Below are 13,310 nucleotides of genomic sequence, written 5' to 3' on the forward strand. Positions count from 1 at the left end.
AGCGGCAGGTCATCTTCGGCGGGGGTCTCGGGCGGCGTCTGGGTCACTGTGGCCTCGCTGGTGCGACTGAAAGTATGTTCCAGCCGATGTTAGGCGGGCGCAGGCGAAGCCACTGTACGCCAGCGTACATATAGCCAAGAAGAAATGCAAAAGATGCAACCCAGCACTTACCGGGTCGGCAGCCAGCGCGGCTTGGTGTCCGTAAACAGCTCTCGCTCGACCGGGCCGTCGTACGCCGGCTCCAACGTGCCCAGCGTGACCGCGATGCGTTGCGGCGCCTGCGTGCTGCGCCAATATAAGGTCGAGCCGCACACGCGGCAGAAGCCGCGCCGCCCGTGGTCGGACGAGGCATATTCGGTGACGAGGTCCTGGCCCTGGTCGAAGACGAAGCCGGCGCTGTCGACGTTGGCGTAGGTGCCGGCCCCGGCGCCATGCTGCTTCTGGCACATGGTGCAGTAGCAGTGGCTGCTGTGATGGACGGGGCCCGCGGCCCGGTAGACGATGCCGCCGCACAGGCAGCTGCCGTGGAGTTGCTGCTCGCTCATGCCGTCTCCTTCAGAATCGTCCGGGACAGTCCCGGACTTTCGGCCATGGTGCCAGAAAAACGGTGACAGTCACCGTTTAAAAAAAGGCGGCCACGCAGGCCGCCCGAAAGGCAAAACCAACTACGAGGATGCTTATGCGGCCAGCGCGACACCGCCGGCCAAGTGGTAGGCCTGGCGGTAGCCATGGCGGCGCAGGCACTCGGCCGCGCGGGCGCTGCGGTTGCCGCTGCGGCAGACGAATACCAGCGGTGCGTTGTCGGCGCGGCCCAGCCAGGCGGGCAGGTGCGCGGCGAGACGGCTCAGCGGAACGCTGACGGCCGGCAGGCCGGGGACACCGCCGGCCGCGTGCTCGTAGGCCTCGCGCACGTCCACCAGCAGCGCATCCGGATGGGCGCGCAGCAGCGCGTCGAGCGCCTGCCCATCCAGATGCATGTCCGCTGTCGCGGATGCGGTCTGGCCAGCCAGCGCCACGCGCAAGCTGGTACAGCACGCACTTTGCTCTTCGAAACCGGGGCACAGCAGCGTTTCCGGCGGCAGCAGTGCCGCCAGCGCGGCCGGTTCGGCGCCGCCGGCAAAGGCGTGCGACGGCGTGCCGTCGGCGCTGTCCAGCACGTAGCACAGGCTGGCCGGGCCCAGCGCCATGCGGCGCAGCCGGCGCGCGCCCAGCACCAGCACGTCGCCCTCGACCGGCCACGAGGCGCCGTCGCGGGTGGACAGGCGCGCTACTAGCCGGAAGCCGTGGCCGCCCAGCAGCGCATCGACCCGCGCCGTCAACGCCGCCTGCGGATCGATCAGCACGCAGGCGCGGCTGGCAGCGTCGCATACCAGCCAGGTATGCGCGCCGGCGGCCGTCAGTTGCAGCGGGCCATCCAGCGCCGCCGTGCCGGCCATGCCTTCCGCCAGCAGGCCGGCCAGGCGCAGCGCGTCGCCGCAGCGCACGATGCGCTCGCACGCGGCCGCGATGGCCGCGGCATCGGTGGCGGGGCCGAACGACAGCCGCACCGCGCTGCTGCTGCGCCATGCCGGCAGGCCCATCGCCTCCAGCACATAGCTGGGCGCGGCCTTGGCGGCGGAACAGGCGCTGCCGGCGGAGACGCGGATGCCGGCCGCGTCGAACACGTCCAGCAGCTCCTTGCTGGACAGGCCCGGCACGGAAAAATTGATGGTCGTCGGCAGCGCCTGCTCGAGCGGCGCGTTGAAGACGATGCCGGGCAGCGCCTGGCGCAGGGTGGTCACGACCTGGTCGCGCAGCGCGGCCAGCTCGGTTGGAGTGCGGAAGGTGCCGCCCTCTTCCAGCGCGGCCAACACGGCGCCCAGCGCGGCGATGCCGGCCATGTTTTCCGTGCCGGAGCGCTGCGCGCCTTCCTGGCCGCCGCCCATCATCAGCGGCGTGAACGGCGCGCCGGCGCGCACGTACAGCATGCCGATGCCTTTCGGCGCATACAGCTTGTGGCCGGAGAACGGCGCGTAGTCGATCCGGGTCGACGCGAGGCGCAGCGGCAGCTTGCCCAGGGCCTGGACGCAATCGACCATCCACAGCGCCGGGCTGCCGTCGAGGGCCGCGGCAATGCCGTCCAGGTCCGAGATGACGCCCGTTTCGTTATTGGCCGCCATCGTGCAGACGAACGCCGCCTCCGGCGCGACGGCGCGCAGGCCCGCCAGGTCGTGGCGGCCATCGCTGCCGACCGGCAGTTTATGCAGGGTCAGGTCCAGCCCCAGCAGGCGATTCCAGTGCGCCAGGCTTTCCGGCACGGCCTTGTGTTCGGTCGCTCCATACACCAACAGCGACCCTGTGGCCAGCCCGGCCGCGCGCCGCTCGCGGATGGCGCACAGCGCGGACAGCACGGCCGTCTGGATGCCTTCGGTGGCGCCGCTGTTGAATATCAGGCGGCCGCTGTCGGCGCCCAGCACGCGGCGGGCACGCGTGCGCACGTCGTCCAGCAGCGCCTTGGCTTTCAGCCCGGTCGCGTGGCTGCTGCTGGGATTGCCGTAACAGCGCTCCATGGCCTGCACGGCCGCACGCAACGCCGCCGGCAGCACGGCGGTGGTGGCATTGCCATCCAGATAGATTTCAGTCGTCATCCGGGTAGCTTAAGTGTTAATCGCGAAGAATCCGTTCTAAAATGCCTGCTTGGAGCGCCATAAACAGCATATACATTCTTCTTAAATGGGGATTTTTAGCATGAACCATCTCGACAAGTTCGACTACGCGATCCTTGGCGCCCTCCAGGTGGACGGTACGCTGTCCGTCGCCGAGCTGGCCGAGCGGGTCGGACTGAGCAGCACGCCCTGCTGGAAGCGGCTGAAACGGCTGGAGGAAGACGGCTACCTGGACAGCCGTGTGGCCATCGTCAACCGCCACAAGACGGGCCTGCCCGTGACCGTCTTCGTCAGCGTGCGCACCAGCCAGCACGACGAAAAATGGCTGCAGCGCTTTGCCGCCGCCGTCATCGCGCTGCCGGAGGTGCTGGAATTCCACCGCATGAGCGGCGACGTCGATTACCTGTTGAAGGTGGTGACGACCGATATCGCCGGCTACGACCGCTTCTACAAGAAACTGATCCGCACCGCCAACCTGACCGGGGTGTCGTCCGCCTTCTCGATGGAGCAGATCAAATACACCACGGCCCTGCCGCTCGAGCTCGTCTCCCACGGCAGCATGGGGTAGCCCTGCAGCAACGGCTCAGCCGTGGGATAATGGAAAGATGCCTCTTAAATCTTTCTTTACCGCATTCATCCCGGCGGCAGGGACGGCCAGCGCGGCCGAACGATTACGCGCCTGTGGCGGCGCACTGCTGGGTTTGTTGATCACCGGCCTGTCCGCCCACCTGCTGCTGGGAGAGGACGCCATCTGGCTGGTCGCGCCGATGGGCGCCTCGTCCGTTCTACTGTTCTGCCTGCCGGCCAGTCCGCTGGCACAGCCCTGGTCCGTGGTAGGCGGCAACGTCATCTCGGCGCTGGTCGGCGCCGCCTGCGTGCGCTGGCTGGGCCATGCGTTGCCGCTGCCCGCGCTGGCCGCGCTGGCGACGGCCCTGGCGATCGGCGCCATGTTCAGCCTGCGCTGCCTGCATCCGCCCGGGGGTGCCGCCGCGTTGACGTCCGTCATCGGCGGCCCGGCCGTCCATGCGGCCGGCTTCGGTTTCGCGTTCGGTCCGGTCCTGCTCGATTCTTTGCTGCTGGTGGCAGCCGCGATCATGTACAACAACCTGACCGGTCGGCGGTATCCCCACAGCCAGGTGCTCGCGCATCCGAATCCCCACGCGACCAAAGACGCGGTTCCGACCGTGCGCCTGGGCTTCCGGCCGGAGGACCTGGATGCCGTGCTGAAGCGCTATGGCCAGGTGCTGGACATCAGCCGCGACGACCTGGAAGCGCTGTTCCTGCAGACCGAGCTGCGCGCCTACCAACGCCGTTTCGGCGTGATCAGCTGCGGCGACATCATGTCGAAGGACGTCATCACGGCCGAGTTCGGCACCAGTTTGGTGACGGCCTGGCGCGAGATGCGCGGCCACCATATCGCGGCCGTGCCGGTGCTCAATCCGGCGCGGCGGGTGATCGGCATCGTCACGCAGGGGGATTTCCTGCGCCATAGCGGCCTGGACGATTACCGCTCGATGCGCGAACGGCTGGTCGAATTCCTGCGGCCCAGCGGCAAGTCCCATTCGGAAAAGGCGGAAGTGGTGGGCCAGATCATGACGGCACGGCCCAAGGTCGCGCGCCTGGATACCCCGATCGTCGACCTGGTGCCGCTGATGGCCGATGCCGGCCTGCACCATATCCCGGTCGTCGACGACGAGGAGCGCTTTGCCGGCATCGTCACCCAGTCGGACGTGGTGGCGGCCCTGTACGAACACCGCCTTGCCGAGGCCGAACCGGCCGCCGTGCCGGCCTAAGCAGCCTTACGAAAAGACTTCCGCCTGTGCCGGGCGGCGGAACAGCCCCAGCCCGACCAGCAAGCCGGCCACGGCCAGCATGGCCCAGCCGGCCGGTTGCGGCGCCGGCCGGGGCGGTACGCGACGGGCGACAGAGGTGTTTTCCGGCTTGGCGACGGGTGCCGCGGCGGCGGGCAGCGCCAGGGTGGCGGCCAGCATCAGGGCAGTCAACTGCTTCATCGAATTCCTGTTCTTGTTCTTGATCGGTTGCAAAAAGTTCCTTGCAGCATGATAGCGATGTTTCAACCGCAACAACACAGTTGAGACAAACCATTACAAATTGACATACCGTCGAGACAACTTCTTTGCCGCCGGGTGCTTATCGCTTATGCTGTCGCGTTTGTTTTCAACTCATTAATAAACGGAATTCGCATGAAATCTCTCCGCGTCACCCTGTGCGCCGCCGCGCTGCTGCTGGCATTTGGCCCCGTCCAGGCCGCCGCCCCTGCCCCGGCCAAGGGCAAGGTGTCGGCCGCCGTCGCCGATGCGGCCGGCAAGCGCTTCCTGCAACTGGCCGACGAGTACTACGACGCCATCGCACGCTTCGAGCCGGTGGGCGCGACCGAAAACGGCGACAACCGTTTCGACGACCAGATCGGCATGGCCATCGCGCCTGCCGAGCGGGCCCGTCAGTACGAGCGCTACCGTCAGTACCAGAAGCGCCTGAACGCCATCGACCGCCGCGCGCTGGTGCGCAGCGACCAGATCAACTACGACGTGCTGGCGTTCGAGCTGAAGACCCTGCTGTCGCTGGAGCCCTATCCGAGCCACCTGCTGCCGATCAGCCAGATGGACAGCATGCCGATCACCTTGGCGAACTTCGCCGGTGGCGAGGCGTCGCAACCGCTGACCACCGTCAAGCAATACGAGGCCTACCTGAATCGCCTGACGCAATTGCCGGCGTGGATCGACCAGGCCATCGTCAACATGAAGGAGGGCATGCGCACGGGCGTCACGCAGCCGAAGGCGATCATGGTGTCCGCCCTGCCGCAGTTCCAGAAGCTGGTCAGCGCCACGCCCGAGCAGAGCATCTACTACACGCCGATCAAGAAGATACCGCCCAGCTTCGGCGCCGCCGACAAGGCGCGCCTGACGGCCGCGTACCGCGCCACGATCGGCACCAAGCTGATGCCGGCGCTGGCACGCCTGGCCACCTTCCTCGAGCAGCAATACGTGCCGGCCTGCCGCACGTCGACGGGCCTGGCGGACGTCCCGAACGGCCCGGCCTGGTACAAGGCGCGCGTGGCCGACTCGACCACGACCAACCTGACGCCGGAGCAGATCCATGCGATCGGACTGAAGGAAGTGGCGCGCATCCAGGGCGAGTTCGCCCGGCTGGGCCCGAAGCTGGGTTACGACGGCCCTGCGGCCGGCCTGCCGGTCTGGGTCTCGCAGCAGCCGCGCTTCTTCCCGTTCAAGACGGAAGAGCAGGTGCAGGCTGAGTATCACAAGCTGAACGACTTGCTGGACACCAAGCTGCCGTCGATGTTCACCCTGCTGCCGAAGGCCAAGCTGGACCTGCGCCTGGAGCCGGAACTGAGCCGCGACACGGCCTCGGACCATTACACGGCGCCGGCGGCCGATGGCTCGCGCCCGGGCGTGTTCTGGTCGGTCGTGACGGACCCGAAGAAATACGGCAGCACGGGCATGACGACCTTGTTCCTGCATGAAGGCAAGCCGGGTCACCACTTCCATATCGCGCTGATGCAGGAACTGGGCCTGCCGAACTTCCGCAAGTTCGGCGGCAACACGGCCTTTACCGAAGGCTGGGCGCTGTACGCCGAAACGCTGGGGCGCGAGATGGGCCTGTTCGAAGATCCGGCGCAGTACTTCGGCCACCTGAACGACGAGCTGCTGCGCGCTACCCGCCTGGTCGTCGACACGGGCATGCACGCCAAAGGCTGGACGCGCGAACAGACCATCCAGTACATGAAGGACACGCTGGGCTACGATGCCGTCGCGAAAAGCGAAACCGAGCGCTACATGGCCTGGCCGGGCCAGGCGCTGGCGTACAAGATCGGCGCGTTGAAGATCATGGAACTGCGCCAGCGCGCGCAGGCGGAACTGGGCGACAAGTTCAGCCTGCCGGCCTTCCACGAGCAGGTGCTGGGCGACGGCACCCTGCCGCTGAGCTTGCTGGAAGCGAAGATCGACCACTGGATCGCGCAGCAGAAGGTGGCCGGCCGATAAGGCGGCCCTGGGCGGCTACAGATAGACGCCGCCCAAGCCCACCAGCAGGGTTGCCGCGCCCAGCGACAGCAAGGCCAGCAGCAGCCAGCCGGCAATGCCGCCCAGCAGTGCTGGCGCCCAGCGACGGCGGCGATAATCGCCGCCGGTGGTCATCCACACGTAACGGCAATGCTCGCGGGCAGGAAACCCACACCATGCAACCGTCAGGGCGGCGCCGGCCAGCCAGGGCAGGTGCCGCGCATACAGCTCGAACAACGCGGCCGCCACGCCCGACAGCAGGATCGTCGCAATGACGAGCCAGCTCCAGCGGCGCGCCACGACGGCCTTGTCGGGCCGCCCCAACGCGTGCCAGTTCGCGGCATGCAACCATGCCCCGAACGCCGGCGAAAACAACAGGCTCCAGCCGGCGGCCGCCCACGGGTTCCACAATTTGCACCTGTCCTGCTTCATGGTACCTCCGAAGTGGAGTAATCTTCAGTGTACCCTGCAAGCCAAGGATGGCATTGCCCATGAGCAAGCTCTTACTTGGACAGCGCATAGCGCTTGATGCGTTTGATGACCAGTTCCGGCAACGCGGTGATCTGCTTGCTGTGGTTGGCGAACACGATTTGCTGGCGCCCGATCGAGACCGGCGCGCCGTTGGCGTAGAAGCGGAATTCCAGCCAGAAGGAGCAACGTTTGACGTCGTAGGCATTCACCTCGCAGGTGATCTCCTGGAACGGGAAGGTTTCGGCCAGGTAGTCCTGCTGGGCATGCTTGGTGATGAACACGCCTTCCTGTTGCAGCATGTCGCGCGAGATGCATTCGTAGAACCATTTTTCGCGGCAGATGCCTTGCCACTCGAAGTAGCGGGCGAAGTAGGTATTGCCATAGGCATTCGAATCTTTCAGGTAGATCGACAACTGGTGGTGGAACGTCAATTCGGCGCTATTGCATACGTCATTGCTTGCATCGTTCGCTACGTTGGCGTGCATGAACATGAATTGCTCCCTAGGATTAGTGGCCGTCCGGCTCTAGTGTCCGGTGGCGTGCGGCATCAGTTGCCGAACACCTTTACTTTTTGCCTGAATGCATGGAGCACTTTTGATTTAACGCAACTCCGCATTGATTAGGGCCAACTTAGCCAGGACATCGCCACATTCCGTTGTTAAGATCGCTTGCCTGCTTCGGTTTCGTTACTCTGGCGAGAGGACCGCATGTATTCCATTCTGCCGGGCCTGGTGTCGTTGCTCTTCATTGGCTACGGCGTCTATGTGCTCAATTCACGTGGTGTCAACCGTGTCAGCATGACCTTCTTCCTGGTCTGCTTCACGACCTTCTTCTGGCAGGCCGCCTGGGCGGTGCTGTTCCAGGTCGACGATCCCGTCCTGGCCCTGAACATCGCCCGGCTGGGCTACCTGCCCATCCTGTTCCTGCCCACCACCTTGTATCACTTCATCACGGAACTGACGGGTCACCGCAGCGAGAAGCCGCTGGTGCACGGCAGCTATGCGCTGGCGGGCGCGCTGGCCGTGATGATCGCCACGACCGACTGGTTCATCGCCGGCATGCACACGTATTTCTTCGGCCACTACCCGCAGGCCGGCTGGCTGCATCCGCTGCACCTGGTGCAGACCGTCGTGGTCGTCACGCGCGGCCTGTACCTGCTGTACCGCCGCCAGCAGGTCGCCCTCTCGACGGAAAAGGCGCGGCTGCGCTACTGCCTCGTCAGCATCCTCATCTATTTCGGCGCCGCGGTGGACTACCTGTGCAACTACGGCGTGGAGCTCTACCCGCCGGGCGTGATCTTCATCGCCACCAGCCTGGGGCTGATCGCGCAGGCCATGGTGCGGCACAACCTGCTGGCCGACCCCATCGCCACGGCCGCCAGCATCGCCCATGAAGTGCGCACGCCGCTGGCCACGATCCGCAGCCAGTCGCGGGTGCTGGCGCGCAGCCTGCCCGAGCTGATCGCCGGGTACAAGCGCTCGCAAGCGCCTGGCTTGAATGCGCAGCAACTGGAATACCTGGGCGAGATCGCCCAGCACATCGAGGCGGAAGTGTCGCGTTCGAATTTCATCGTGGACATGCTGCTGGCCTCCGCCCGCGCCGGCTCGCTGCAGCGTGACGGTTTCGCCATCCATTCCGTCAAGCGCTGCGTGGACGAGGCCATCGCCTGCTATCCGTTCTCGGAACGGGAACGCGAGCGCGTCAGCGTATCGATCCGCGACGACTTCCGCTTCTTCGGCTCGGACACCCTGCTGGTCTATGTGCTGTACAACCTGCTGAAGAACGCACTGCAGGCGTTGAAGGGGGCCGGCCGCGGTACCGTGCTGATCGAGTGCCATGCGGGCGCCAGCCAGAACCTGCTGGTCGTCACCGACACCGGCCTGGGCATCGCCGCCGACGTGCTGCCGCACGTGTTCGATCCGTTCTATACGACCCGCCATTCCGGCGGCGGCACGGGCATGGGGCTGGCGTTCTGCCACAAGGTGATCACGGCCTTTGGCGGCACCATCGGCTGCGAATCGGAAAAAGGGTCATTTACCCGCTTTACCGTCGGCTTTCCGACGCACTTGCCATCGCGGGCCGCCGACGAGCCGGTCCCCGACCATTATCCGATGCCCCATCAGGCGAAATGAATTCAGGAGGGCGATTCCTCGGCCGCGCCGCGGACCACATCGTCCAGGTCTGTTTCATCGCCCAGCACGAATATCTTCCGTTCGCTCAACACGTTCAGGATAAAACCCTGCTGCTCGCGCAGGCGCCGATGGAAATCGGGCAGCGAATACAGGTTCGGATTGATCTTGCGGCGCAGCAACCGCTCCGCCACGGGCAGGCGGCTCAGCAATTCTCCATACGTCGTATTCTCGCCGATCAGCAATAGCTCGATCGCATCGGCCGAGGCTTCCTGTTCCTTCGCCGTTTTTCCATACACGAACGCCACATTCAGCGATTTGCGCATCGGTGCCAGCGCGGAATTGAGGACGCTGACCAGGCCGAAGGTTTTCTTGACGATGCTGGTCAATTCCTCATACACGACGTTTTGTTTATTCGGGCGGAACTGGCGCACGTTGCCGATGCGTTCCGACACGATCAGGCCTGCCTCATGCAAACGCTTTAACTCGCGCTGCGCGGAAGCGCTGCCCAATCCGGTCAGGCGCATGATCTCGTTGAGGTGAAAACCCTCGTTGACACGCACAAACAGCAAGCCCAGCAGTTTTTGCTGGGCGGGAGTAAACAAGGCTGAGGCAATCATGGCCAAATACTAGCATGAAGGCGCTGGAAGCTGGCACGATCCAAGGCCGCGTACGCGCGTTACAATAACTGATTGCTATCTTTTCCAGGTGACCCATGCAGCGTACGCTTGCACTGCTCCTCTCCCTCGGCCTCGGCGCAACCGTTCCGCTGACCAGCGCGGCACCGGCCAAGACACCCGCCGTGTCGCAGCCGGCTGTGTCCTTCGACCGCAAGGCATATTCGATCCCGCATCAAAAATTCGTGCTGCAAAATGGACTGACCCTGATCGTGCATGAGGACCACAGCGTGCCGTTGGTGGGCGTCAATATCTGGTATCACGTGGGATCGCGTAACGAAAAGCGTGGAAAGACCGGGTTCGCGCATTTGTTCGAGCATTTTTTCTTCAACGGCTCGGAAAACCATCCGCATGGTTTCCGCGAGGCGATGGACGACTTGGGCGCCAATAACCGCAATGGCACCACCAATACCGACCGTACCAATTTCTATGAGGACGTGCCGACATCGGCGCTGGAGCGCACGCTGTACCTGGAAGCGGACCGCATGGGGTTCCTGGGCAATTATATTTCCAAGGAGATGCTGGAACGGGAGCGGGGCGTGGTGCAGAACGAAAAGCGCCAAGGCGAAAACCAGCCTTATGGCCGCGTGCACCTGGAAAAGTCGGCCAAGATGTATCCGTATTCCCATCCCTATTCCTGGCCGGTGATCGGCAGCATGGACGACCTGAACGCGGCTTCGCTGGACGATATCCGCGAGTGGTACCGCAGCTATTACGGCCCGAATAACGCGGTGATTTCGCTGGCCGGCGACATTACGCCGGAACAGGCACTGGCGCTCGTGAAGAAATACTTCGAGCCGATCCCGCCCGGGCCGCCGCTGCCGCGCATGGCCAGCTGGATTCCGCAACTGGACCGCAACCTGCGCGACGAGATGGAAGACCAGGTGCCGCAGGTGCGCATCTACCGCAGCTATCACCTGCCCGGCTGGCGCGATGCGGACATGACGCGCCTGGGCCTGCTGTCCGACGTGCTGGCCAACTCGAAAAGCGCGCGCCTGAACCGGCGCCTGATCGACGACAAACGCCTGGCCACCGCCGTGGCAGCAGGCGTGGATGCCAGCGAACTGTCCAGCACGTTCGACATCGTTGTCACCGTGCGCCCCGGTGTCGATCCGGCCGAGGCCGAACGGGAACTCGACGCCGTGCTCGATCAATTGCTCGACCAGGGGCCGACCGCGGCCGAGGTGGCGCGGGTACGCACGATGACGCTGGCCAATTTTGCCCGCGGCATCGAGCGCCTGGGCAGCCGCGCCGACGTGCTGGCCGAAAGCATGACCTATGGCGGCAGCCCGGATGCCTACCTGCGGCAGCTGGACATCGTCGGCAGCGCCAAGCCGGCCGAGCTGAAGGCCGCCGGCACGAAATGGCTGCGCGCACATCATTACACAATGACGGTCAAGCCATTTGCCAAGCTGGCCGCGGCCAGCAGCACGCTCGACCGCAAGGTGCTGCCGGCGCTGGGCGAGGCGCCCGACGTCAAGTTCCCGGCCATGCAGCACGCCACCCTGGCCAATGGCCTGAAAGTCATTCTGCTGGAGCGGCATGGTGCACCGATCGTCAACGTGGCGCTGGCCGTGGATGCCGGCGCGGCGGCCGATACGCCGGCACAGGCCGGGCTGGCCTCGCTGACCCTGGAGCTGCTGGACAAGGGCACCAGCAAGCGCGACGCCTACCAGATGTCGGACGCGCTGGAAGCGCAGGGCGCGCGGCTGAGCACCGGCACGAGTGCCGACCTGTCGCTGGTGAAGCTGCAGGCCACGTCCGCCAACCTGGCACCGTCGCTGGCGCTGCTGGCCGAAGCGGCGCTGCGCCCGGCCTTCCCGCAGGATCAGTTCGCGCTGTCCCAGCAACGCCGCCTGGCCCAGATCGCGCAGGAAAAGGCGCAGCCAAGCGCGCTCGCGCAGCGCGTGCTGCCGGGCCTGCTGTACGGCCCCGCCAACGGCTACGGCCGGCCATCGTCCGGTTATGAGGACGCGGTGCGCCAGCTGACCCGCGCCGACCTCGTCAAGTGGCACGGCGACTGGTTCAAGCCGGGCAGCAGCACCGTCATCGTCACTGGCGACACGACGATGGAAAAAGTGAAACCGATGCTGGAAGCGGCATTCGGCAACTGGCAGGCCGGCCGCGCGCCCGCCAAGGCGACGGCAGCCGCCACGCCGGCGCCGCGCAGGATCTACCTGCTCGACAAGCCGGACGCGCCGCAGTCGACGATCGTCGCCGCCCACCTGGCACTGCCGCAAGGCCAGCCGGAAGACCTGGCGATGGAACCGGTGATGCAGAACTTCGGCGGCATGGCCACGTCGCGCCTGAACCGCAACCTGCGCCTGGACAAGCACTGGAGCTACGGTACCAGTGGCCGCCTCACCAACGTGCGCGGCCAGCGCAGCTTTGTCGTGCTGGCGCCCGTCCAGACGGACAAGACCACGGAAGCGATGGCGGAAGTGCAAAAGGAAATCCGCGCCATCGCCGGCGCACGGCCGATCCAGGGCGGGGAATTCACGAGCATCATGCGCAACATGACGTCGCGCCTGGCCGGCCGTTTCGAGTCGATCAACGCACTGGAAGCGGCCGCGCTGGAGACCGTCAACCTGGGCCTGCCGGACGATTATTGGACCCGCTACGCCAGCAACGTGCGCGCGCTGACGCCACCGCAACTGGCCGCCGCAGCCGGCAAGTTCATCCGGCCCGACGACCTGGTCTGGGTCGTCATCGGCGACCTGCGCAAGATCGAGCCGCGCATCCGCGCGCTGGGCTGGGGCGACGTGACGGTGCTGGACAGCGACGGCCAGCCGGTGCGCTGACGATGACGACCTATCACGGCAGTTGTCACTGCGGCGCCGTCCGCTTCGAGGCCGACTTCGAGCTGGCCGACGGCACTGTGCGGTGCAACTGTTCCATCTGCAGCAAATCGCGCTGGTGGGGCGCAATGATCCCGCCGTCGCAGTTTCGCTTGCTGGCAGGTGAAGGCGCGCTGACGCAGTACACGTTCGGCGCGCATCTGCAGCGGCACCAGTTCTGCCGACATTGCGGCGTGCGGATGTGCGAGTTCGGCACGTCGCCGCTGCGGGGCGAGTTCGTCGCGCTCAACGTCATGACGCTCGACGGCGTGCCGGACGAGGTATTGGCGGCAGTGCCGATCCGGTATCTCGATGGGCGGGATGAGCGGTGGCTGGAGTCGCCGGCGGTCACTGCGCACCTGTAGCGTGTCAGGCTTGGGGTCTGTCCCTTCGGGACTGACCCCGGTTTTTATCCGCGCAAGCAGCCCAGCTAAGGCTATTCGCTAGTTCTCAGCTATAAATCCCACAACAATTCCCCCTGCGGCGTACTGACAACAGCCACACTTTAGTT

12 protein-coding genes are annotated in these 13,310 nt (G+C 65.5%); 6 read left to right on the top strand and 6 right to left on the bottom strand.

The window, feature by feature from the left end; all coding sequences use genetic code 11:
* Positions 1-167: 167 nt before the first annotated feature.
* Together E7V67_024650 and E7V67_024655 are read right to left on the bottom strand one after the other, a co-directional pair.
* Entirely contained in the window at positions 168-545 is a 378-nt protein-coding gene (locus tag E7V67_024650; protein ID WUR12846.1) for a GFA family protein, read from the bottom strand.
* Between the two features lie 132 nt (positions 546-677).
* Positions 678-2,627, bottom strand: coding sequence for an aminotransferase class V-fold PLP-dependent enzyme (locus E7V67_024655; protein ID WUR12847.1), 1,950 nt, complete (start codon positions 2,625-2,627; stop codon positions 678-680).
* 100 nt (positions 2,628-2,727) lie between these two features.
* Between E7V67_024655 and E7V67_024660 the strand changes: the two genes are divergently transcribed.
* Together E7V67_024660 and E7V67_024665 are read left to right on the top strand one after the other, a co-directional pair.
* Positions 2,728-3,213 (top strand): Lrp/AsnC family transcriptional regulator, encoded by a 486-nt coding sequence (locus tag E7V67_024660; GenBank protein WUR12848.1) that lies wholly within the window; start codon positions 2,728-2,730, stop codon positions 3,211-3,213.
* A 37-nt stretch (positions 3,214-3,250) separates the two neighbouring features.
* Complete coding sequence (locus tag E7V67_024665) at positions 3,251-4,438, top strand: HPP family protein (GenBank protein ID WUR12849.1); 1,188 nt, start codon at positions 3,251-3,253, stop codon at positions 4,436-4,438.
* A gap of 6 nt (positions 4,439-4,444) precedes the next feature.
* On the opposite strand, the gene E7V67_024670 is transcribed toward E7V67_024665, so the two are convergent.
* Positions 4,445-4,657, bottom strand: coding sequence for a hypothetical protein (locus E7V67_024670; protein WUR12850.1), 213 nt, complete (start codon positions 4,655-4,657; stop codon positions 4,445-4,447).
* Between the two features lie 192 nt (positions 4,658-4,849).
* On the opposite strand from E7V67_024670, the gene E7V67_024675 reads away from it, so the two are divergent.
* Complete coding sequence (locus E7V67_024675; GenBank protein WUR12851.1) at positions 4,850-6,667, top strand: DUF885 domain-containing protein; 1,818 nt, start codon at positions 4,850-4,852, stop codon at positions 6,665-6,667.
* A 15-nt stretch (positions 6,668-6,682) separates the two neighbouring features.
* Here the strand turns inward: E7V67_024675 and E7V67_024680 are convergent, their stop codons facing one another.
* A complete protein-coding gene (locus E7V67_024680) occupies positions 6,683-7,117 on the bottom strand; it encodes a hypothetical protein (GenBank protein WUR12852.1) in 435 nt (144 codons plus the stop codon).
* A 71-nt stretch (positions 7,118-7,188) separates the two neighbouring features.
* Complete coding sequence (locus E7V67_024685; protein ID WUR12853.1) at positions 7,189-7,647, bottom strand: acyl-CoA thioesterase; 459 nt, start codon at positions 7,645-7,647, stop codon at positions 7,189-7,191.
* Positions 7,648-7,863: 216 nt separating this feature from the next.
* Here E7V67_024685 and E7V67_024690 point away from each other — a divergent pair, with 216 nt between their 5' ends.
* Positions 7,864-9,288 carry an ATP-binding protein gene (locus E7V67_024690; GenBank protein WUR12854.1) on the top strand — a complete coding sequence of 475 codons (1,425 nt, stop codon included), beginning with the start codon at positions 7,864-7,866 and terminating at the stop codon, positions 9,286-9,288.
* Positions 9,289-9,290: 2 nt separating this feature from the next.
* Here the strand turns inward: E7V67_024690 and E7V67_024695 are convergent, their stop codons facing one another.
* Entirely contained in the window at positions 9,291-9,905 is a 615-nt protein-coding gene (locus E7V67_024695; GenBank protein ID WUR12855.1) for a winged helix-turn-helix domain-containing protein, read from the bottom strand.
* Positions 9,906-10,000: 95 nt separating this feature from the next.
* Here E7V67_024695 and E7V67_024700 point away from each other — a divergent pair, with 95 nt between their 5' ends.
* Both E7V67_024700 and E7V67_024705 read left to right on the top strand, forming a co-directional pair.
* Positions 10,001-12,763, top strand: a complete 2,763-nt coding sequence (locus E7V67_024700) for a pitrilysin family protein (protein ID WUR12856.1) — start codon at positions 10,001-10,003, stop codon at positions 12,761-12,763.
* Between the two features lie 2 nt (positions 12,764-12,765).
* On the top strand, positions 12,766-13,164 hold the full coding sequence (locus E7V67_024705; GenBank protein WUR12857.1) for a GFA family protein: 399 nt from the start codon (positions 12,766-12,768) through the stop codon (positions 13,162-13,164).
* The last annotated feature ends 146 nt before the right edge of the window (positions 13,165-13,310 follow it).

It is taken from the genome of [Empedobacter] haloabium, from assembly GCA_008011715.2.
GTDB lineage: Bacteria > Pseudomonadota > Gammaproteobacteria > Burkholderiales > Burkholderiaceae_D > Rugamonas > Rugamonas haloabia.

Coding starts and splice junctions, on each gene's coding strand:
- E7V67_024665 (WUR12849.1), top strand. CDS start 3,251: ATGCCTCTTAAATCTTTCTTTACCGCATTCATCCCGGCGGCAGGGACG.
- E7V67_024660 (WUR12848.1), top strand. CDS start 2,728: ATGAACCATCTCGACAAGTTCGACTACGCGATCCTTGGCGCCCTCCAG.
- E7V67_024675 (WUR12851.1), top strand. CDS start 4,850: ATGAAATCTCTCCGCGTCACCCTGTGCGCCGCCGCGCTGCTGCTGGCA.
- E7V67_024685 (WUR12853.1), bottom strand. CDS start 7,647: ATGTTCATGCACGCCAACGTAGCGAACGATGCAAGCAATGACGTATGC.
- E7V67_024655 (WUR12847.1), bottom strand. CDS start 2,627: ATGACGACTGAAATCTATCTGGATGGCAATGCCACCACCGCCGTGCTG.
- E7V67_024690 (WUR12854.1), top strand. CDS start 7,864: ATGTATTCCATTCTGCCGGGCCTGGTGTCGTTGCTCTTCATTGGCTAC.
- E7V67_024705 (WUR12857.1), top strand. CDS start 12,766: ATGACGACCTATCACGGCAGTTGTCACTGCGGCGCCGTCCGCTTCGAG.
- E7V67_024650 (WUR12846.1), bottom strand. CDS start 545: ATGAGCGAGCAGCAACTCCACGGCAGCTGCCTGTGCGGCGGCATCGTC.
- E7V67_024680 (WUR12852.1), bottom strand. CDS start 7,117: ATGAAGCAGGACAGGTGCAAATTGTGGAACCCGTGGGCGGCCGCCGGC.
- E7V67_024700 (WUR12856.1), top strand. CDS start 10,001: ATGCAGCGTACGCTTGCACTGCTCCTCTCCCTCGGCCTCGGCGCAACC.
- E7V67_024695 (WUR12855.1), bottom strand. CDS start 9,905: ATGATTGCCTCAGCCTTGTTTACTCCCGCCCAGCAAAAACTGCTGGGC.
- E7V67_024670 (WUR12850.1), bottom strand. CDS start 4,657: ATGAAGCAGTTGACTGCCCTGATGCTGGCCGCCACCCTGGCGCTGCCC.